Source organism: Dokdonella sp., assembly GCF_017744955.1.
Lineage (GTDB): Bacteria > Pseudomonadota > Gammaproteobacteria > Xanthomonadales > Rhodanobacteraceae > Dokdonella_A.
On record NZ_JAGIAG010000006.1, the window covers coordinates 257985 to 278318 of the forward strand.

Here is a 20334-nt window from a genome sequence, read left to right on the forward strand (position 1 = left end):
CGAGAAAGCCGCGAAGAAGGCGGCGAAGGGACGCTAAACCGCTTGCGATCGAACGTCTTCGCCCTTCTCCTCCGGGAGAAGGGAATTCCTCCGCGGCGCAGCTACTCCGCCGTCGCGCCGAATACCGCCAGCATTCCCGCGTACGGCTTGACCATCATCGGCGGCGCGCCGGCGTAGCCGTCCGCCTCGGTGTAGATGCGCGACAGCGTGCCGTCCAGGTACAGCGCCTCGCGGCAGCCGATCTCGTCGCGGAACAGGCGCGCGAACGCGTGGAACGTCACCGGCGCGAGGCTGACCGCGAACACCGCTTCGTCCGGCGTGCGTGCGCAGACGCCGCTGCGCCACTTCAGGCTGTCGGAGTCCTCGACGAACTCCGCGTTGATCTCGCCGGCGACGACCAGCATCGGCCCGGACTGCGTCGCCAGCCTGGCGTCGATGCCGCGGCCGCTCCAGTCGTCGGTCGCGACGACCGCGGCGCGGCCCTGACGGTCGATCGAGAACACGCCGTTCGGCTGCATCGAGAAATTGCCCGCGCGCGCATTGCCCTTGGTCGTGTTCAACGGCCGCAAGATGCGCCCGTCCTCGACGTAAAGGCCGAGCGGGCGGAACTGGCGGTCGTAGATGCCGGCATTCGTCGCGAACAGCAGCCTGCGTCCCTGCCCTTCGCCCCAGCGCTTGAGCGCGTCGATGCTGGCGAACGGGTTGCCGTCCGCATCGCGCCAGTGCGCCTCGAGCGCGTCGCGCTTCAGGTCGACCGCGACCACGCGGTAGTCGATCGCGTCGAAGCGCTGCACGCGGCTTTCGACCGCATCCACGGAACGCGGAGCCGTCGCGAACGACACGGCGGCCAGCAGCAGGGAGGAGACGAGTCGTGCCTTCATGCCCGGATTGTCGCTCAAAGCGGGCTTGCGATTGCGTTAACCGCGCGTGCCGCGCCGCTACACTGTCGTCCCCTCCTTGCAGCCGAGCGTCGCCATGCCCTCGTTCGACGTGGTTTCCGAAGTCGACAAGCACGAACTGACCAATGCGGTCGACCAGGCCAACCGCGAACTCGGCAACCGCTTCGACTTCAAGGGCAGCGACGCGCGCTTCGAGCTGGAAGGCTCCGTCATCACGCAGTCCGCGCCGAGCGAGTTCCAGCTCAAGCAGATGGGCGACATCCTGCGCGCGCGCCTCGCCGCGCGCGGCATCGACGTACGCTGCCTCGACGCCGCCGAGCCGGAGGTCAATCTGGCCGCGGCGAAGCAGAAGATCACGGTCAAGCAAGGCATCGAGCAGCCGGTCGCGAAGAAGATCGTCGCCGCGATCAAGGCGGCCAAGCTGAAGGTCGAAGCGCAGATCAACGGCGAGAAGCTGCGCGTCACCGGCAAGAAGCGCGACGACCTGCAGCTGGCGATCGCGCTGCTGCGCAAGGGCGAGTTCGAGGTGCCGCTGCAGTTCGACAACTTCCGCGACTGACCTGACGAACGCCGCGAGACCGGCACCGCCAAGTCGAGCGACCGCTTCAGGAACGCTGCTTCAAGCTCGACGCCGGAACGCTCATCAGCGCAAAACTCGTACGAACCCACGCACGCCCGCCGCGCTCCTGATCGAGCAATACCGGCATGCGCCCGTAGTCGCGTTTGGGCAGCGTATTGCTGGGCTGTGCGCCGAGGTCGTAGTTCAGCATCGCCACGGCTTCCGTCGTCGCCTCGGTCAGAATGCGCTGCCAGTCCTCTGCGGACAACTGCTGGAACCGGCTGCCGCCGGGCAGATCCCTCGCCTGGAGAACGTAGGAGACGACCTGCGTGTAGCGCGCGGTGGTCTTCAGCCTTCCGTTCGAACCCGACGTACGATCGACGATCCTGGCGAAAAGCGAGTAGGTGAATGTCTCTCCGTCGTAGCTGACCGAATAGCTCGGCACCAGCACCAGAATGTTCGTTCCGGCTTTCAGGCGCTTGTGCTTTTCATCTTCCGCCTCGCTTCGATCGAGCACTTCAACCGCGATGTTTGCGGCGATCAGGTTCTCATCGAGACCGTCGAAACTGCGCCGGATGAGGGTGTCGATATCCAGCGACTGCGTGGCCGCTCGCAGCGGCTTCGACGCTTCCTCGGCGACGCTCTGGCGATGCGCGTCGACCGCAGCGTCGACCAGCGCGCCGATCAGGCCGGCAGCCGCCCCGGCGGCGAATCCTCCGGCGGCGACGCCCGGCGAGGAAGCCATCTGCAAGCCCGCGGCCGTACCGACGGTCGAATTCCCGTGCGAGACCTCGATCCGGTGCTGCGTCAGGCGAACCTCCGCATCGACGTTCGACGCCAACGGCAATGCCAGCCGCTCGCGCTGGACGTGCGGCCCCGAAGCGCAACCAGCGACCAGCAACACCCCCGCCCACAGCAGACGTTTCATGCACTTCCCCCTTCCGATCGAGCGACACCCCGTCGCGCATTGTGCAGCGGTCTTTGGGCTCCGCACCAGCGGCGGCGTTGCGGACGTACGCGCGTCAGGCCCGCGAAGGTCGCGGACGACGCCTCGAATTCAACCGGAGACCGATTCTCCCGAGGTTTCGAACAACGAAGCGATCTCGTCCACGCCGAGCGCGCGCCATGCGCCCGGCGGCAGGTGGCCGAGCGCCAGCCCGCCGATCGCGACGCGGTGAAGCGCGAGCACGTGGTTGCCGACCGCGGCGAACATGCGCCGCACCTGGTGGTAGCGGCCTTCCGTGATCGACAGCTCCGCCTCGCGCGGTGCGAGCGCTTCGAGCTGCGCCGGCGCCAGCGGCGTGGTCTCGGAATCGAGCATCAGCGTCCCGCTGGCGAAGAGCGCCGCCTCGTCGCCGCGCAGGTCTTCGGCCAGCGTCGCGCGATAGCGCTTCACCACGTTCGCGCGCGGCGAGATGATCCGGTGCAGCAGCGCACCGTCGTCGGTCAGCAGCAGCAGACCCGAGGTGTCGCGATCGAGGCGGCCGACCGTCGACAGCGACGGATCGCGCAGCCGGAAACGCGGCGGCAGCAGGTCGTAGACGAGCCGGCCGGCGTCCTTGGTCGAGCAGGTGTAGCCGGTCGGCTTGTGCAGCATCAGCGCCAGGCCCGGCGGCGGATCGAGCGGCTCGCCGTCGAGGCGGATCGACTCGTGCTCGATCTTGTCGTCCGCGTACAGCACCTCGCCCGCCGCGTCGGTGACGCGCCCCTCGCGGAACATCGTCGTGACCTGCTTGCGGCTGCCGTAGCCGAGATTGGCGATCCGTTTGACCAGCTTCATTGCGATCGACGACTCAGCCCTTGCCGCGCGCGAGCAGGCTCTTGAGGTCGGCGAACGGATTGTTCGTCGCCGCTGCTACCGCCGCCTCGCCGGTGTCGCCTTCGACGTGGTCGATGTAGCGCGAATGCTCGTTGTCGTGGCAGTACACGCACAGCAGCTCCCAGTTGCTGCCGTCGGGCGGATTGAAATCGTGGTCGTGGTTGCGGTGGTGCACGGTCAGCTCCTGCACGTTGGCGCGCGTGAACTCGCGCGCGCAGCGGCCGCAGACCCACGGATACATCTGCAATGCGCGCTCCCGGTAGCCGTGGCCGCGCTGTTCGGCGGCGCGGCGCGCTTCGGCGACGATGCGGTCGAGTTTGGTGTTGTCCAGCTTTCCGGCCGTCATGCTCGCAGGCTTCGGGGGCAGTGGTCGGCGACGATAGCGAAATCTTCGTCGCGATGCTCGCGGCCGCTCGCGCGCAGTAGACTGTCCACGACCACCACGGGAGGGATGTCATGTTCCTGATGTCGTTCTGGCTGCCGATCCTGCTCTCGGCCGTGTTCGTCTTCCTGGCCAGCGCCGTGATCAACATGGCCTTCACGTTCTGGCACGCGCCGGACATGAAGGGCTTCGCGAACGAGGACGAAGTCGCCGCGGCGATGCGCAGGAACGGCCCCGCGCCGGGGCTGTACATGATCCCGTTCTGCGACCCGGCCACGTTCAAGGATCCGGCGGTGCAGGCGAAATTCGCACAAGGCCCGGTGGCGAAGATCTACCTCAGTCCCAACGGCATGAAGAGCCTCGGCGCCCACCTCGGCGCGTGGTTCCTGCTCTGCCTGGCGATCTCGATCGTCTGCGCCGGCCTGGCCGGAGCCGTGCTGCCGCCGAGCGCCGGCACGCATGCGATCTGGCACACGGTCGGCCTCGCCGCATTGCTCGGCTACTCGTTCGGCGAGCCGACCAATGCGATCTGGCGCGGGCAGCCGTGGATCGTTTCGTTGAAGTACGCGATCGACGGCTTGCTCTACGCGATCGTCACGGCCGCCACCTTCGCGTGGCTGTGGCCGGCCGCCTGATGGATCGTTCGTTGCGATGAGGAAACCGGTCCGACCGGGCCGGTTTCAGCGCCCCGCCCCGCGCTGCTTCTTCGGGGTGTAGTCCGGCACCTTGCCAGCACTCGCGGCCGGCTTTTCCTTTTCTTTCGCCTTGGACTTGGCCTCCGACTCGCCACCGCCGTTGGAGCCGCGCGCGCGCAACCACGCCGCGTATTCGTCGAGGTCGCCGTTGAACTCCTCGACCTTGCCGTCAGCGACGCGCCAGAAGGTGTCGCAGACCAGGCCGGTCAGGTGGCGGTCGTGCGAGACCAGCACGATCGCGCCGTCGAAGTCGCTGAGCGCTTCGGCCAGCGCCTCGCGCATCTCGAGGTCGAGGTGGTTGGTCGGTTCGTCGAGCAGCAGCACGTTCGGCTTGCGCCAGGCGATCAGCGCCAGCGCCAGGCGCGCGCGCTCGCCGCCGGAGAAGCCGTCGACGACTTCGAACGCGCGGTCTCCTGGGAACTGCCAGCGGCCGAGGTAGTCGCGGAACTCCTGCGTCGACACGCCGGGCGCGATTTCGCGCAGGTGGTCGATCGGCGTCTGGCCCTCGTGCAGCGATTCGACCGTGTGCTGCGCGAAGTAGCCGAGCACGAGGTCCGGATGCGCGGTGCGCTCGCCGTCCAGCAGCGGCAGCTCGCCGACCAGCGTCTTCACCAGCGTCGACTTGCCGGCGCCGTTCGGGCCGAGCAGGCCGATGCGATCGCCGGCTTCGAGGCCGAACTTGACCTTGCGCAGGATGGTGACGTGGTCGCCCTCCTCCGGCACGTCGTGGTCCGACGGCCCGGCGTGCGCGTTGCCGTCCAGCGTGTAGCCGGCGTCGACCAGATTCAGGCGCAGCAGCGAATGCGGCAGCTTGGCTGGCTGGGCGAAGTTGATGCGGATCTCGCGCTCGGCGCGCACCGCCTCGGTGCCGGCCAGCTTGGCCAGGCGCTTGACGCGCGACTGCGCCTGCTTGGCCTTGCTCGCCTTCGCCTTGAAGCGGTCGATGAAGGCCTGCAGGTGCGCGCGCTCGGCCTGCTCCTTCTCGAATGCGATCTGCTGCTGGCGCAGGTGCTCGGCGCGCTGGCGCTCGAAGCTGGTGTAGTCGCCGCTGTAGAGCTTGGCGCGCTGGTCGTGCAAGTGCAGCGTGTGCGTGCACAGTCCGTCGAGGAACTCGCGATCGTGCGAGATCATCAGCAGCATGCCGGGATATTTCTGCAGCCACTGCTCGAGCCAGAGCACCGCGTCGAGGTCGAGGTGGTTGGTCGGCTCGTCGAGCAGCAGAAGATCCGACGGCTGCATCAGCGCGCGCGCGAGGTTCAGGCGCACGCGCCAGCCGCCCGAGAATTCCGACACCGCCATGCGATGCGTTTCCGGGCGGAAGCCGAGACCGTGCAGCAGACGGCCGGCGCGCGCCTCGGCGTCGTAGCCGTTGATCTCGGCGAGTTTCTGGTGCGCGGCGGCGACGCCGTCCCAGTCCTCGGCCGCGGTCGCGGCTTTTTCCGCCTCGAGGATCGAATGCACCTCGGTGTCGCCGGAGACGACGAAATCGATCGCCGCGTCCGGCAGCGACGGCGTTTCCTGCGCGACGCTGGCCAGGCGCAGGCGGTTGGGCAGGTCGATGTCGCCCTTGTCGGGCTCGATCTCGCCCATCACGGTGGCGAATAGGCTCGACTTGCCGCAGCCGTTGCGGCCGATCACGCCGACCTTGGCGCCGGCGTGCAGCGCGACGTCGACATCGGACAGGAGCAGGCGTTCGCCGCGGCGCAGGGCGAAGTTTCGGAAGGCGATCATGGGGGCGTTGCCGGACGTGCGAAAGCGCGCATTGTAGCCGATGCGCGTTCAGCGCTTCGCCAGATTCTCCCGCACCGCCGCCGCGATCTCGAACGAGCGCACGCGCGCGGCGTGATCGAACAGGTTCGCCGTCAGCATCAGCTCGTCGGGGCGGAAGCGTTCGACGAACTCGGCGATGCCGCGTTCCACCGTGTCCGGCGCGCCGACGACCGAACAGGCCAGCGCATGCTCGACGCCGAACTTCTCCGTCGGCGTCCAGTAGCTTTCGATGTCGTCGATCGGCGCGGGAATCAGGCCCGGCCGGCCGCGGCGCAGGTTGGTGAAGGACTGCTGCAAGGTGGTGAACAGGCGGCGCGCCTCGGCGTCGGTGTCCGCCGCAACGACGTTCAGCGCGAGCATCGCGTATGGCTGCGCGAGGCGCGCCGACGGCTTGAACTCGCGCCGATACAGCTCCAGCGCCTGCGTCATCGCATCCGGCGCGAAGTGCGAGGCGAACGCGAAAGGCAGGCCGAGCGCAGCGGCGAGGCGCGCGCTGAACAGGCTCGAGCCGAGCAGCCACACCGGCACCTCGAGGCCGGCGCCGGGCACGGCGCGCACCGGCTGCTCCGGCTGCGCCGGCTCGAAGTAGCCGAGCAATTCGATCACGTCGTTCGGGAACGCCTCGGCGCTGTCGAAGTAGCGGCGCAGTGCACGCGCCGTGGCGTGATCGGTGCCGGGAGCGCGACCGAGGCCGAGGTCGATGCGACCCGGATACAGCGAAGCGAGCGTGCCGAACTGTTCGGCTACCTGCAGCGGCGCGTGGTTGGGCAGCATCACGCCGCCGGAGCCGACGCGGATCGTCGAGGTGCCGCCGGCGACGTAGCCGATCAGCACGGTGGTCGCCGCGCTGGCGATGCCGGGCATGTTGTGGTGCTCGGCGAGCCAGTAGCGCAGATAGCCGAGGCGTTCGGCGTGGCGTGCCAGGTCGAGCGTGTTGCGGAACGACTGCGCGGCGTCGCTGCCGACGCAGACCGGCGCGAGGTCGAGGACGGAAAAAGGAATCACGCGTACGCTCCTTGCGGTCGAAGCGTTGCACTTGGGGGCGCGCGCGGGCGCACGCAAGCCGCCGCATCACGAGACAAGGCGCCGACTTGAGCGCACACTCCGCCGCCCCGCTCCGCCGACGTACCGCCATGCGCGACCTCACCACCGGTTCGATCACCAGCCATCTGCTGCGGCTCGCCGCGCCGATCGCGATCGGCATGCTGTTCCAGACTCTGTACGTGCTGGTCGACCTGTATTTCGTCGCGCAGATCGGCGACGCGGCGATCGCCGGCGTCGCCACCGCCGGCAACGTGCAGTTCGTCGTGATGGCGCTGAGCCAGGTGCTCGGCGTCGGTGCGATGGCGCTGATCGCGCAAGCGGTCGGCCGCAAGGACCGCGCCGACGCGAACCTGGTCTTCAACCAGAGCCTGCTGCTTGCCGCACTGTTCGCCGTGCTGACCCTGCTCGCCGGCGCCGCCCTGGTCGGCCCCTATACGCGCGCGCTCAGCGCCGACGAGGCGACGCGCGCGGCCGGCGCGACCTATCTCTACTGGTTCCTGCCCGGCATGGCGCTGCAGTTCGCGCTGATCGCGATGGGCTCGGCCCTGCGCGGCACCGGCCTGGCCAAGCCCGGCATGATCGTGCAGGTGCTGACGGTGCTGTTGAACGCGCTGCTGGCGCCGATCCTCACCGCCGGCTGGCTCACCGGCCGGCCGTACGGCGTGGCCGGCGCGGCGCTGGCCAGCTCGATCTCGGTCGCGGTCGGCGTGGTGCTGATGGCCGGGTACTTCGTGCGCATGGAAAAGTACGTCGGCTTCGACCGCAGCCTGCTGCGCCTGCACCTGCCGACCTGGCAACGCATCCTGCGCATCGGCCTGCCGCCCGGCGGCGAGTTCGTGATCATGTTCCTCTACCTCGGCCTGATCTACTGGCTGATCCGTTCCTTCGGCGCGCATGCGCAGGCCGGCTTCGGCGTCGGCTCGCGCGTGATGCAGGCGATCTTCCTTCCGGCGATGGCGATCGCGTTCGCGGTCGCGCCGATGGCCGGACAGAACTTCGGCGCCGGCTCGCTGGCGCGTGTGCGCGCGACGTTCCGCCATGCCGCTCTGCTCGGCAGCGCGCTGATGCTGGTGCTGACCTTGTTCTGCCAGTGGAAGCCGGAAGTGCTGATCCACGGATTCACGGCCGATCCGGAAGTGATCCAGGTCGGCGCCGAATTCCTGCGCATCATCGCGTGGAATTTCGTCGCGCAGGGGCTGATCTTCAGCTGCGCGGGAATGTTCCAGGCGCTCGGCAATACGCTGCCGTCGCTGTACGCGAGCGCGACACGCGTCGTGCTGACCGCGGTGCCGGCGCTGTGGCTGTCCTCGCAGCCGGGATTCCAGTTGCACCAGCTGTGGTATCTCTCGGTCGCGACGGTGACGCTCCAGGCCCTGCTCTGCCTGTGGCTGCTGCGCCGCGAGCTGCAGCGGCGCGAATCGGGCGCGCTCGTCGCGGCGGCGGCCTGATCCCCGAACACGCCGCCGAAGCGGCCGGTCGTCAGCGCAGCGCGCGCTGCTCGCCTTCGTCGCGCAGGCTGAACGGCGTGAAGGACGTGCCGCGGTCGTACACGTCGACGCCTTCGCGGCGCTTGAGGAAACCGACCACCGCATAGGTGACCGGCGTGAACACGACCTCCACCAGCACCTTCATCGTCCAGTTGAACGCGACGACCTTGAGGATCGTCTCGCCTTCCCAGATGCCGGCGAAGGCGATCGGATAGAACGTCAGGCTGTCCACGCCCTGTCCGACCATGGTCGAGCCGATCGTGCGCGTCCACAGCCAGCGGCCGCGCGTCCACAGTTTCATCTTCGCCATCACGAAGGAGTTGGCGAAGTCGCCGATCCAGTAGGCGATCATCGAGGCGAGCACGATGCGCCAGGTGGTGCCGAACGCGACTTCCAACGCCGGCTGCAGCTGCGCGTTGTACGGTTCGCTCGGGCTCGGCGGCATGACCAGGATGACCCAGGTCATGAAGCTCGCGAACAGCAGTCCGCCGAAGCCGGCCCAGATCGCGCGGCGCGCGCGCGAATAGCCGTACACCTCGGTCAGCACGTCGCCGAAGATGTAGCTGATCGGGAAGAACAGGTTGCCGACGCCGAAGCTGAGCGCGCCGAGCAGGGGCAAGGTCACCGTGCCGACCTTGGCCGGTCCGATCAGGTTCGAGCAGAGCAGCACGGCGACCATGCCGCCGACGAGCAGGTCGTAGTAGCGGAAGCCGCGAACGGTGGCAGCAGGTGGATTCATCGGCAGGCTCCAAGGCGGGCGCGAGGATGGTAGCGGCCGACGCCGTGCTTGCGAATATGCGGCGCAGCCGTTGCCGTGCCGGCCTCGCCATGGCATCCGGCGGCGGGCTCCATTGCGCGCCTCAGGGCGAGCGGGCTTCCTCCTGCAATGGCCGGTACACCGCGGCGATCTGCGGAATGAATTCCTGTGGATTGGCGCCGACCAGATTGGTCAGCACGACGATCGCCAACCGTTCGTCCGCGTAGACGACGAAGGCGGCACGGGCGCCGCCGATGCCGGCCACCTGTAGCCTGGGGGACGATTGCAGTACCGGCCATCCTGCCGCCCACGGCCCGTCGGCGCCGCTGTTGAGTTTTTCCGGCGCCCACATCTGCCGCACGTGCGCCGCGCTGATCAACCGCCCGCTCGACAATGCCACCAGCCAGTGCGCCACATCGTCCGCCGTGGTCTGGATGCCGCCACCTGCCCAGAGGCTGTACGGTATGTCGTAGATCCAGTGCGAGAGGCGGTTGCCGTCGTCCTTCGCCATCGTTCCGCGCGGCGTGTAGCTGTACATCGTGGCGGCGTCGGCGACGAGGTCGTAGCTGTCCCCGAAGGTCGACGCCGGCATGCCCGCCACGTCGAAAATGCGCTCCGCGACGTAGCGCTCGTACGGCATCTTCGTTTGCTTGGCGATGATCTGCGCCATCAATCCGTAGTTGGCCTGGTTGTAGGCGAACCGGTCGCCGATCGGCGCGGCCATCGGCAGCGCCTTCACCGCCTTCCAGGCATCCGCTTCGCTGCCTCCTCCGATCAGGCCGCGCTCGCCGACGAGGTCGGGGATACCCGACGTATGCGCAAGCAGCTGACGCACGCGAACAGGCCGCCAAGCCTCGGGCAGATCGTCGAGATAGCGCGAGATGGGAGCGTCGAGATCGACCAGTCCGGCCTCGACCAGCTGCATCGCGGCGACGCCGGTGAACGCCTTGGTCGCGGAATTGATCGGGAACCGCGTAGTGCGGGTCGCCGGCACGCGGTTCTCGACATTCGCCAAGCCGTAGCTTTGCGACAACACGATCCGATCGTCCTTGACCACCGCGACCTGCAAGCCGGGGATGCGTTTCTCCTGCATCGTCTGCCGTATCAACTGCACGGCCCGCCGGTTCGCCTCCTCCAGCGATTCCGCGGCACGGGCTGCAACGGGAAGCGACAGCACCGCTGAGACGAAGACCGCGACAAGACGACACTTCATGGAAAACATCAATTTTCCCCAAGAAAAATTACTGCCACACGCGACGCGAACAGCGGCCCGCCGCCGAGGACGCGCCGGCGAATCGAGCACGAAGACGGATCACGCCTGGAAGGTCGGAAGCAGATGCCGGAATCGAAGGCGCTCGCGCGAAGCCTGCGCCGCGACGATGGGCCGGACGACATCATCATCATCGATGAAGACCCTGGTTGTCACGGATCGTAGCCGCTGCTCGCTGCCGCGTCAGCGCGCTGCATCGGCGGTGGTGCTGCCGATCTTGACCGTTACCGGCGGCTTGGCCAGCTCGGCCGGAATCGGACGCTCCATCGCCAGCGCGCGCGCGTGCTCGAGCGCGCTGCGCCAGGCTTCGTTCTGTCCGAGCGCGTGGTAGAGCCGCACCTGCAGCAGCGCGCTGCCGAAATCGTGCTCGGCGAAACGCGCCAGCTGGCCGACCACCGGCGCGGCGCGGATCAGCTCGCCGCGCGCGATCAGCGAGACCGCCCAGGACTCGGCCACGTCGGCGATGTCGGCCGGCACGTTTTGCGCGTTCGCCGCGCGCAGCGCCTCTTCGTACCGGCGATCGGCGTCTGCGTAGCGGCGTTCGGCGGCGACCTGCTCGGCCTCCGCCAGCTGCGCGTGGATGGTGAAATTGGTGTTGCCCGACGCGGCGGCCCAGGCGAGATAGCGCGGCACCTGCCTGCCGGCCTCGTCGAGACGGCCCTGCGCGTGCAGCGCGCGGATCGCCAGGAACCAGGCCTCCGAACGCGCGCTGGCGAATTCCGGCGCGGTCAGTTTCTCCACCGTCGGCTCGGTCAGCGCGAACGCTTCCGCGGCGCGGCCGCGCGCGAGTTCGAGCAGCGCGCGCTCGCTCGCGTTGAGTGCGGCCAGTTCGGCCTCGCGCAGCGGATCGATCACGCGCGCGAGTTCGCCGAGCAGCATGTCCGCGTCGCTCCAGCGCCCGTTGTCGGCGAAGGCCTGCGCGCGGCGCAGCTTGAGCAGATGTTCCAGGTCCGGGCTAGGCAGCTTGCCGAGCAGCGACAGGCTGCGCTGGCTGACGGCGAGTGCCTGCACCGGCTGCAGCAGGGTGCGGTGCGCGACGACCTGGTTGGTCAGTGCGGTAACCCATTCGCTGGAAATGCCGAAGCGTTCGAACTGGCGCTCGGCGCGCTGGAAGCTTTCCAATGCGTCGGCCGGATGATTGCGCACGCCGCTGAGCGCGCCTTCGTTCAAGTCGATCTGCGCCAGGCCGAGCGCGTCGCCGGCCAGCTGCATCGCGATGCGCGACTGGGCGAAGTCGGCCATCGCCTCGTCCGCCTTGCCCTGCAGCGCACGCGCGACGCCGCGTCGCATGTGCATCTTGCCGAGCAGCGCCGGATCGCCGCGGCCGTCGAGCACCTGCAAGGAGCCGGTCAGGACCGTCTCCGCTTCGCTCGCCTTGCCGAGCCGGATCAGCATCGCGCCGCGACTGCCGGCGATGCTCGCGCGCAGCACCGGATCGGTTTCCGGCGGCACGTCGGCGAGCAGGCGCTGCAGCTCGGTGTCGGCGACTTCGAAGCGGCCGGCGCCGGCCTCGACCTGGGCCAGGCGCAGGCGCAGCTGCGGTGTGCGGCGCTGTTCCGGCGGCGCGGCCTGCAGCAGGCGCCGCGCGCTGTCGAGGTCGTCCGCCAGCAGCGCCGCGTCGATGCGCGAGAGCAGTTCCTGCGACGGCAGCTGCGCCGCCTCGTTGGCCGCGCCCGCCTGCTTGCGGCCGAGCAGGTCGAGCAGGCGCTCGCTCGCCGCGCGCGCAGCCGCGATCGCGTCGTCGCCGTTCGCGCTCACTTCGCGCGCGGCCTTGTCGCGGTCCTGCAGTTCCAGGCCGACGATCCAGCCGTGATCGGTGCGGCGCGCGCTCGGCACGACCAGGTAGCGCGGCTTCAGCACGGCGCGAGCGGCGGCCGGCAATTGTTCGGGATCGCCGCCGGCGCGCAGGGCCGACACCACGTTCTCGCTCGGTGCCACCACTTGCCCGGCGGCGCGCAGGCGCGTGGCGACGAATTCCATCACGCCCAGGCGCAGCCAGGCGAATTCCGCGCCGGCGTCGACGCGCGCCGGCAGCACGACGATCGTGTCCGGCGCCGCGGCCGGCACCGCGGCGGCGGCCGCGCTCGAGGCCGGCGTCTGCTGACGTTGCCGGTGCCAGGCGCCGAACGCCAGCACGGCGAGCAGCGCGACCGCGGCGACGCCGTAAGCGATCCAGCGCGGACGCGCGCCGACCTGCGGCGCCGCGTGCGCCGCTGCGACCTCCACGTCGGCCGGCTCCGCCGCGACCACGTCCTCGGCCACGTCGCGCGGCGGCGGCGCCTCGGCGGAGCCCTCGATCTCCTGCACGTCGGCGATCCAGCGATAGCCGAAACCGGCGACGGTGCGGATCGTGTGCTGCGCCTCGCCGGAATCGCCGAGCGCGCGGCGCGCCTTCAGCATCGCCTGGCCGAGCTGGCTGTCGGCGGTGTCCGCCCTGCCCCACACGGCGGCCATCAGCTCGTCGCGGCCGACCGCGCGCTCGCGGTTCTCCAGCAGGTAGGCGATGCAGTCGAAGATCTTCGGCGAGAGCTGCAGAAGGCGCTCACCGTCGCGCAGCTCGCGCGCGGCGAGGTCGATGACGAACTGGTGGAACCGCAGGCGCTGACTCACCCGCGCGAGGGTAATGTCCGCGCGCGGAGCTGACCAGAGCGCCAGGTCACGACCCGGCGCCCCGGCCGGCGCAAGTTCGCGCCACGCCGCGTGGCGCGGCAGCGCGGCTTCCATCGCCGACGTCAATCGAAGCCGTCGGCGAAGATGCGGTCGTCGACGCCGCCCTCGCGTGCGGTGATGAAGCCGCCCTGAGAGCCGGCGTAGTACAGCTGCGGCGCGCCGGTCTTCGACAGCGCGAGCTCGGCCGGCATGCCGCCGCCGTCGAGGCCGGTCGAGAACGAGACGAACGTCGCGCCCTGGTCGGACGAGCGCTGCACGCGGTCGGCGCCCTCGAGCGCGATGTACAGGCTTTGCGCGTCGTCCTGATCGCAGGCGATATCGCGCACCGGGTTGCCGGACCAGCCGGTCGAGCTCCAGCTGTCGCCGCCGTCGCTGCTGCGGTAGATCGCACCGGTGCTCCAGGAGTCGTACATCGACAGATACACCTCGCCCGGATTCGCGGCGGAGGCGCACAGGCGCGGCATGCGCGCGAAGCTGGGCAGGCCGTTCAAGGCGAGGTCCCAGGTCAGGCCGCCGTCGGTCGAATGCACGGCGCCGCCGGCCTGCGCGGCGTCCGACCCGTCGTAGGAGCCGACGATGCGGGCGCCGGCGCTGCCGGGCACGATCTGCAGGTCCATCACCTTGTTGAAGTCGGCGCCGGCGTAGCGCTTGTCCCAGCTCTGCCCGGCATCGTCCGAGCGCCACACCGTCATCGCCCAGCCGGCGCCGCCGAAGTCGCCGCCGCCGAGCAGGATCAGGTCCGGATCGTCCGCACTGAAGCTGATGGCGTAGAGCTCCGATTCGAAGTTCGGGCCCTGATCGGGACCGAGGCTGGTCCAGCTGCCGTCGACTTCGCGCCGGTACAGGCCTTCCGGAGCGATCGTCGACGGGCCGGTCGACAGGGCGTACAGCGTGCCGTCCGGCGCGTAGCGCACCGTGCTGTAGCGGGTCGGCGGCGCGCTCGCCGGCGTCCAGGTGGCGCCGCCGTCCGACGAGGTCAGGATGCCGCCGGCGTTGTCGCTCTGGAAGGCGACGGCGAGCTGGTTCGCGTCGGTCGGGCTGGTGTCGATGGCGAATAGGTTGAACTCGGAGATGCCGACGGAAGCCGCGGCGAAGCCGCTGCCGGCGTCGAGCGAGCGGTACACGCCGAGCGAGCTGGCGCCGAGCAGCAGCTCCGAGGACGAACCCGGCGCGAAGCGCAGCGACTGCGCTGAGACCTGCTGCGTACCGCCGATGCCGGTCTGCCAGGTGGCGCCGCCGTCGGTGCTGCGGTTGACGCCGGCACCGTCGGTGGCGACCAGGATCGTCTGCGCGTCGGCGGGGTCGACCGCGATGCTGGTGACCACCGGCAGCGGCCAGCCCGCGTCGTCCATGCGCGTCCAGGTCGCGCCGAGATCGTCGGAGCCGTACAGGCCGACATAGGACGAGCCGAACAACTGGCCGCCGCCGACCAGCAGGCGCGAGCCGGCGAACGTGGCTGCGCGGATCGTGCGGTTGGGCAGGCCGGCGCTGCGGTTGGTCCAGCTCGCGCCGCCGTCCTGGCTGACCCAGACCTCGCCGCCGCCGATCGCGCCGCCGAAGGTGGCGACCACGGTATCCGGATGGGCCGGATCGACGGCGATCGCGTTGCAGCTCATCGGCGCGTGCGGCGGCGTCACGTCGGTCCAGGTCGCGCCGCCGTCGGAGGAACGCACGACGTTGGCGCCCTGGTTGCCTTGCGCGTCGGCGACGCCGGCCCAGACCACGGACGCATTGCCAGGGTCCAGCGCGACGTCGAACACCTGCTGGTTGGGGCCGATGCCGAGATTGCGCTGGACCCAGGTCGCGCCGCCGTCGGCGCTGCTCCAGACGCCGGCGTCGGTGGCCAGATAGATGTTGCTGCCGCTGCCGAATTCGACGTCGTAGACGTTGCGGCCGGCCAGCGCGGGCACCCGCGACCAGGTCGCGGTGCCGTCGGTCGAGCGATACAGCGTGCCGCCGGTGGCGGCGCCGTTGGTCGGCGCGATGCCGGCCAGCACCAGACCCGGCGTGGTCGGCGAAGCGGCGACGTCGGCGACGTCGCCGCCGTACGGGCCGAGCATGCGCCAATCGGCCGCCGTGCCGCCTTGCGGCACGGCCGCGGCGCGCACCTCCGCCGGCGCCGCCGGCCGCAGCACGGGCCGGCGACCGGACCAGTCGCCCGCCTCGGCGCGCGTGGCGTCGATCGGCGTGGAACGAACGAGGCCGGGCGCCGCCGCCAGCGCAACCAGCGAACAGCCCAGGCCGGACAAGAAAGGCAATCTGCGAATCGTCATATCGAGAACCCCCCGAGAGTCAAATCGTTCTGCATTGCGGATGGAGGCGCGAGCCCCGACGTCGCCGGCGCGATCGCTGCGACGGCGCCGCTCAGGGTGATGACAACGGCCGCGATCCGCGTTCCCGGCGTGTTTGCGATGCGTTTGCACCGCGTTTCCAGCGGATCTCCGCCGCCGTGCGAACGCTTGGGTTCATGTAGCTGACTGGCCGCAGGTTGCGCCGATCGCCGTGGGGTTCGATCATCGCGGCACTCCATGGAGGATGAGTCGATGCCCCTGAACTCCCCGGCCGCGCGCGCGCTCACCACCGCCGCCCTGCTCCTCACCGCCGCGTTCGATGCCCGCTCCGCCGACGTCGCGAATGCCAACCTCGTCACCGCCAAGGTCGACAGCGCCCGGCGCACCGCCCTGTCCGGCCACGCCGTGGCCTGGGCGCGGGCGGCGAACGACCGTGGCGCGGTGCCGTCCGGCCAGGCGCTGACGCATCTGCGCCTCGCCCTGAAACGCTCGCCGGAGCGCCAGCAGGCCTTCGACGCCTTCCTGCGCGAACAACGCGACCCGGCCTCGCCGAACTACCAGCACTGGCTCAGCCCGAGCGAGATCGGCGAACGCTTCGGCGCGACGCAGAACGACATCGACGCGGTGTCGGCCTGGCTGCGCAGCCAGGGCCTGAAAGTCGACGCGGTGTCCAACAACCGGCTGCTCGTCCAGTTCAGCGGCAATGCGGCGGCGGTCAGCGCCGCGTTCGGCACCGAGCTGCGCTACTTCCAGGCCACGGCGGCCGAGAAGCGCATGGCGCCGACCACCGACCCGCAGATCCCGACCGCGCTCGCCGGCGCGGTCGACGCGGTGCTCGGCCTCAGCCCTGCCCTTTTCCGGCCGCAGCACCGCACGTCCCCCGTACGCAGCGCCCAGTCCGGCGCGCCGTGGCCGGCGCTGACCAACTGCGACGACCAGGGTCAGTGCGAGCACTACGTCACGCCCGGCGACTTTTCCAAGATCTACAACCTGCCCTCCGGCTACGACGGCAGCGGCCAGACCATCGCGATCCTCGGCCGCGCGCGCGTGAACGACGCGGACATCCGCAATTTCGGCGCGCGCACCAATGTCGCGATGAAGATGCCGAGCGTGATCGTGCCGCCGGACGGCGTCGATCCCGGGCCGGCCGCGACGACCTGCTCGACTACCGGCACGCCGAGCTGCGACAACCCCAGCGATCTGGTCAAGGACCAGGGCGAAGCGACGCTCGACGTCACGCGCGCCGGCAGCGTCGCGCCGGGTGCCGACCTGAAGCTGATCGTCAGCGCCGCGAAGGGCGACGTCGACGGCCTCAACTACGCGCTCGACTACGCGATCGACCACCAGCCGCTGGTCGCCAACGTCATCAGCATTAGCTTCGGCACCTGCGAAGCGGACAACTCGCAGGCGACCGCCAACGCGCTCGACCAGTTGTTCGCGCAGGGCGCGATGCAGGGCCAGTCGATCTTCGTCTCTTCCGGCGACGCCGGCGCGGACGATTGCGCGGACTACTTCACCACGCCGCCGCCCAGTCCGATTCGCAGCACCAACGTGCTGTGTTCGTCCGGGCACGTCACCTGCGTCGGCGGCACCAGCTTCGGCCTCGGTACCGACCAGTACTGGAGCAGCGGCAATTCCACCGGCTTCGTCTCCGCCACCGGCTACATCCCGGAAGGCGCCTGGAACGAGCCCTACGACCACGCCAACAAGCTGCAGGTGGCCGCGACCGGCGGCGGCGTCAGCGTCTACCTGCCCAGGCCGTCCTGGCAGAGCGCACCCGGCGTGCCAGGCGCGCAGGGACGCTACGTGCCCGACGTGTCGTTCGGCTCCTCGCTCAAGAACGGCTACTTCGGGTGCATGGCCGCTTCGCAGGGCTCCTGCGCGGTCGGCAGCGACGGTTTCTTCCACTTCGTGCTGTGGGGCGGCACCTCGGCGGCAGCGCCGAGCATGGCCGGCATCGCCGCGCTGCTGAACCAGAGCCGCGGCTCGGCGCAAGGCAATCTCAATCCGACCCTGTACGCGCTGGGCGCCGGTTCCGGCAACGGCGTTTTCCACGACGTCACCGTGCAGAGCAGCGGCGTCGGCGACTGCACGGTCGGCACCGCCAGCCTGTGCAACAACAGCCTGCCGAGTGCGACCTCGCTCAGCGGCGGCTTGAAGGGATACCTGATCGGCCCCGGCTACGACCTCGCCACCGGGCTGGGTTCGATCGACGCCAACGCCCTGCTCACGCAATGGGGCGGCGGCAGCGCACCGTTCAACCTCAACCAGCAGGGCCTGACCGGCTCGTGGGCGGCACCGACGGCGGATCGGCAGGGATGGCTGTTCGAGGTCTATCCCAACCTCAACGGACCGGGCAAGGGACTGCTGTTCGGCGGCTGGTTCACCTTCGACGTCACCGCCACCGGCGGCGTTCGCTGGTACACGATCCAGGGCGACGTCGACGCCTCCTCGCCGACCGCGACGCTGCCGATCTACGAGGTCCGCGGCGGCCGTTTCGACTCGTCGCAGGCGGTGCGCATTCAGACCGTCGGCTCGGTCACGCTCGGCTTCAGCGACTGCATGCACGGGCAGCTCGACTACACCTTCACCGACGGCAGCGGACGCCGCGGCAGCCAGAACCTGGCCCGCCTGATGCCGTCGATCGCCTGCTCGCCGACCGGCGGCAACGCCGTCGTCGGGTCGGACTATCTGCTGTCCGGCGCCTGGGCCGATCCCAGCAACACCAATCAGGGCCTGGTCTTCGACGTCAATCCGGTCGTGAACACGTTCTTCGCGTCCTGGTACACCTACGCCGCCAACGGCCAGCCGAACGGCGGTCCCGCCTCGCAGCAATGGTTCACCCTGCAGGCGCCGATGACGCCGGGCGCCCGCACCTTGAACGACGTGCCGATCTACACCGTCACCGGCGGCGTCTTCGACCGGCAGGCCACGACCACCACCGTGACGCCCGGCCGCGCCAACCTGGTGTTCCACGACTGCGCGCACGCGACGTTGACCTACGCCTTCCAGCCGGGCAGCGGCTTCCCGTCCAGCGGCACGTTGAATCTCGCGCGCATCGGGCCGACGCCGCCCGGCTGCACGTTCTGATAGCCGATCGACCGCCGCGCACCGCGCGGCGGTCGCCGCGGCCGGCTGGCTCGCCGGCGCGCCGTCGAAGTATCCTCTGCGCCCTCGCGCCGGCACTGCGCCGGCCGCCATGGCAGGTATTCCAATGGGCAGAGGCCCGAGCATCGAGAACCGCAAGAACGCCGAGGACGCGCGCCGCGGCAAGATCTTCACCAAGCTGATCCGCGAGATCACCATCGCCGCGCGCGGCGGCGCCGATCCGGCCGGCAACGCGCGCCTGCGCGTGGCGATCGACAAGGCGCTGGCAGCGAACATGTCCAAGGACACCATCGAGCGCGCGGTCAAGCGCGGCTGCGGCGCCGACGGCAACGACGACATGCAGGAAATCCGCTACGAAGGCTACGGTCCTTCCGGCGTCGCGCTGATCATCGACACGATGACCGACAACCCGGTGCGCACCGTGTCCGACGTGCGCCACGCGCTGTCCAAGCACGGCGGCAATCTCGGCACCAGCGGCTCGGTCGCGTTCCAGTTCCAGCGCATCGGCCAGCTCGTGTTCGACACCTCGTCGGCCGGCGCCGAGGACAAGCTGCTCGAAGTCGCGCTCGACGCCGGCGCCGACGACGTGCAGGTCGACGGCGGCCGGAGCACCGTGCTGTGCGCACCCGATGCGTTCGAAACGGTCAAGAAGACGCTGACCGCCGCCGGCCTGACGCCGCTCGAGGCCGACATCGTGATGCGTCCCGACAACCGCGTCGCGATCAGTGGCGAAACCGAAGAAACCCTGCGCGACCTGCTCGACTGGCTCGAGGAGCTGGACGACGTGCAGGAGGTCTATCACAACGCCGCGCTGCCCGCGGCGTGAGCGAGGACGAATCGGTCCTCGAACGATCGGCCGCGCCGCCGGACGCGGTCGTCGCCTGGGGTGACGGCCCCGATCAGGTCGCCGACGTGCGCCACGGCGGCGAACGCGCGGCGCGGCGTCCTCTGCTGGCGATCGTGCACGGCGGCTTCTGGCGCCCGCGCTACGATCGCACCCACACCGGTCCGATGGCCGAGGCTCTGGCGGCCGCGGGCTGGCACGTCGCCTCGCTCGAATATCGGCGCATTCCCGGCACGCCCGGGGCGAGCGTCGCCGACGTCGCCACCGCGCTGGCGGCGCTGCCCGCGATGATCGGCGGGCATGCCGGCGAGGTCGTCGCGATCGGCCATTCGGCCGGCGGCCACCTGGTCTTGCTCGCCGCGACGAAGCCGCCGCCGCGACTGCGCGGCGTACTGGCGCTGGCGCCGGTCGCCGACCTGCGACTCGCGCAGACGTTGAACCTCGGCGACGGCGCGGTCGCGGCCTTTCTCGGCGCCGACGCGGCGGCGCGTTCCGATCTCGACCCGCGACGCCTCGCCGACCCCGTCGTCGCAACGGCGATCGTGCACGGCGAGGAGGATGAGACCGTGCCGCTCGCCGTCGCACAGTCCTACCTCGCCGCGCATGCGCAGGTGTCGCTGGAGGCCCTGCCCGGCTGCGGCCATTACGAAGTCATCGATCCGCTGAGCCGCGCCTGGCCGCGCGTGGCCGCCGCGATCGAGCGGCTCGGCGCGGGCTGACTCGCGCGCGAGGCGCGGCG

The 20334-nt window shown here is 69.9% G+C and carries 15 protein-coding genes and 1 pseudogene; 6 read left to right on the top strand and 10 right to left on the bottom strand.

Annotation, left to right across the window (positions count from 1 at the left end; all coding sequences use genetic code 11):
- Positions 1-101: 101 nt before the first annotated feature.
- Positions 102-881 (bottom strand): phosphodiester glycosidase family protein, encoded by a 780-nt coding sequence (locus J7520_RS14460; RefSeq protein WP_291189485.1) that lies wholly within the window; start codon positions 879-881, stop codon positions 102-104.
- Positions 882-975: 94 nt separating this feature from the next.
- On the opposite strand from J7520_RS14460, the gene J7520_RS14465 reads away from it, so the two are divergent.
- Positions 976-1458, top strand: coding sequence for a YajQ family cyclic di-GMP-binding protein (locus J7520_RS14465; protein ID WP_291189487.1), 483 nt, complete (start codon positions 976-978; stop codon positions 1456-1458).
- Positions 1459-1504: 46 nt separating this feature from the next.
- Here the strand turns inward: J7520_RS14465 and J7520_RS14470 are convergent, their stop codons facing one another.
- The 3 genes from J7520_RS14470 to J7520_RS14480 all read right to left on the bottom strand — a co-directional run bounded on the left by J7520_RS14470 (position 1505) and on the right by J7520_RS14480 (position 3623).
- Positions 1505-2386, bottom strand: a complete 882-nt coding sequence (locus J7520_RS14470) for a hypothetical protein (protein ID WP_291189488.1) — start codon at positions 2384-2386, stop codon at positions 1505-1507.
- A 129-nt stretch (positions 2387-2515) separates the two neighbouring features.
- Positions 2516-3238, bottom strand: a complete 723-nt coding sequence (locus J7520_RS14475) for a 16S rRNA pseudouridine(516) synthase (protein WP_291189489.1) — start codon at positions 3236-3238, stop codon at positions 2516-2518.
- Between the two features lie 13 nt (positions 3239-3251).
- Positions 3252-3623 (bottom strand): YajD family HNH nuclease, encoded by a 372-nt coding sequence (locus tag J7520_RS14480; RefSeq protein WP_291189491.1) that lies wholly within the window; start codon positions 3621-3623, stop codon positions 3252-3254.
- Between the two features lie 110 nt (positions 3624-3733).
- Here J7520_RS14480 and J7520_RS14485 point away from each other — a divergent pair, with 110 nt between their 5' ends.
- The gene (locus J7520_RS14485; protein ID WP_291189493.1) at positions 3734-4294 is read left to right on the top strand and encodes a hypothetical protein; all 561 of its coding nucleotides are present in this window, start codon (positions 3734-3736) and stop codon (positions 4292-4294) included.
- Positions 4295-4462: 168 nt separating this feature from the next.
- Here the strand turns inward: J7520_RS14485 and abc-f are convergent.
- Together abc-f and J7520_RS14495 are read right to left on the bottom strand one after the other, a co-directional pair.
- Positions 4463-6085: pseudogene (abc-f, locus tag J7520_RS14490) on the bottom strand (ribosomal protection-like ABC-F family protein); the annotation flags it as partial.
- A 48-nt stretch (positions 6086-6133) separates the two neighbouring features.
- Positions 6134-7129, bottom strand: a complete 996-nt coding sequence (locus tag J7520_RS14495; protein WP_291189495.1) for an LLM class flavin-dependent oxidoreductase — start codon at positions 7127-7129, stop codon at positions 6134-6136.
- A 128-nt stretch (positions 7130-7257) separates the two neighbouring features.
- Between J7520_RS14495 and J7520_RS14500 the strand changes: the two genes are divergently transcribed.
- On the top strand, positions 7258-8616 hold the full coding sequence (locus tag J7520_RS14500) for an MATE family efflux transporter (RefSeq protein WP_291189497.1): 1359 nt from the start codon (positions 7258-7260) through the stop codon (positions 8614-8616).
- 31 nt (positions 8617-8647) lie between these two features.
- Here J7520_RS14500 and J7520_RS14505 read toward each other — a convergent pair whose 3' ends face one another.
- The 4 genes from J7520_RS14505 to J7520_RS14520 form a co-directional block, all read right to left on the bottom strand.
- Entirely contained in the window at positions 8648-9394 is a 747-nt protein-coding gene (locus J7520_RS14505; RefSeq protein ID WP_291189499.1) for a queuosine precursor transporter, read from the bottom strand.
- 121 nt (positions 9395-9515) lie between these two features.
- Positions 9516-10625 (bottom strand): serine hydrolase domain-containing protein, encoded by a 1110-nt coding sequence (locus tag J7520_RS14510; RefSeq protein ID WP_291189583.1) that lies wholly within the window; start codon positions 10623-10625, stop codon positions 9516-9518.
- A gap of 240 nt (positions 10626-10865) precedes the next feature.
- Positions 10866-13292, bottom strand: coding sequence for a winged helix-turn-helix domain-containing protein (locus J7520_RS14515; RefSeq protein ID WP_291189501.1), 2427 nt, complete (start codon positions 13290-13292; stop codon positions 10866-10868).
- Positions 13293-13414: 122 nt separating this feature from the next.
- A complete protein-coding gene (locus J7520_RS14520) occupies positions 13415-15610 on the bottom strand; it encodes a sialidase family protein (RefSeq protein WP_291189503.1) in 2196 nt (731 codons plus the stop codon).
- A 285-nt stretch (positions 15611-15895) separates the two neighbouring features.
- On the opposite strand from J7520_RS14520, the gene J7520_RS14525 reads away from it, so the two are divergent.
- The 3 genes from J7520_RS14525 to J7520_RS14535 all read left to right on the top strand — a co-directional run bounded on the left by J7520_RS14525 (position 15896) and on the right by J7520_RS14535 (position 20314).
- Positions 15896-18733: a S53 family peptidase gene (locus tag J7520_RS14525; RefSeq protein WP_291189504.1), complete on the top strand. Its 2838-nt coding sequence runs from the start codon at positions 15896-15898 to the stop codon at positions 18731-18733.
- 124 nt (positions 18734-18857) lie between these two features.
- On the top strand, positions 18858-19577 hold the full coding sequence (locus J7520_RS14530; protein WP_291189506.1) for a YebC/PmpR family DNA-binding transcriptional regulator: 720 nt from the start codon (positions 18858-18860) through the stop codon (positions 19575-19577).
- Positions 19574-20314, top strand: coding sequence for an alpha/beta hydrolase (locus tag J7520_RS14535; protein WP_291189507.1), 741 nt, complete (start codon positions 19574-19576; stop codon positions 20312-20314). The genes J7520_RS14530 and J7520_RS14535 overlap by 4 nt, the downstream gene beginning before the upstream one ends.
- Positions 20315-20334 lie beyond the last annotated feature (20 nt).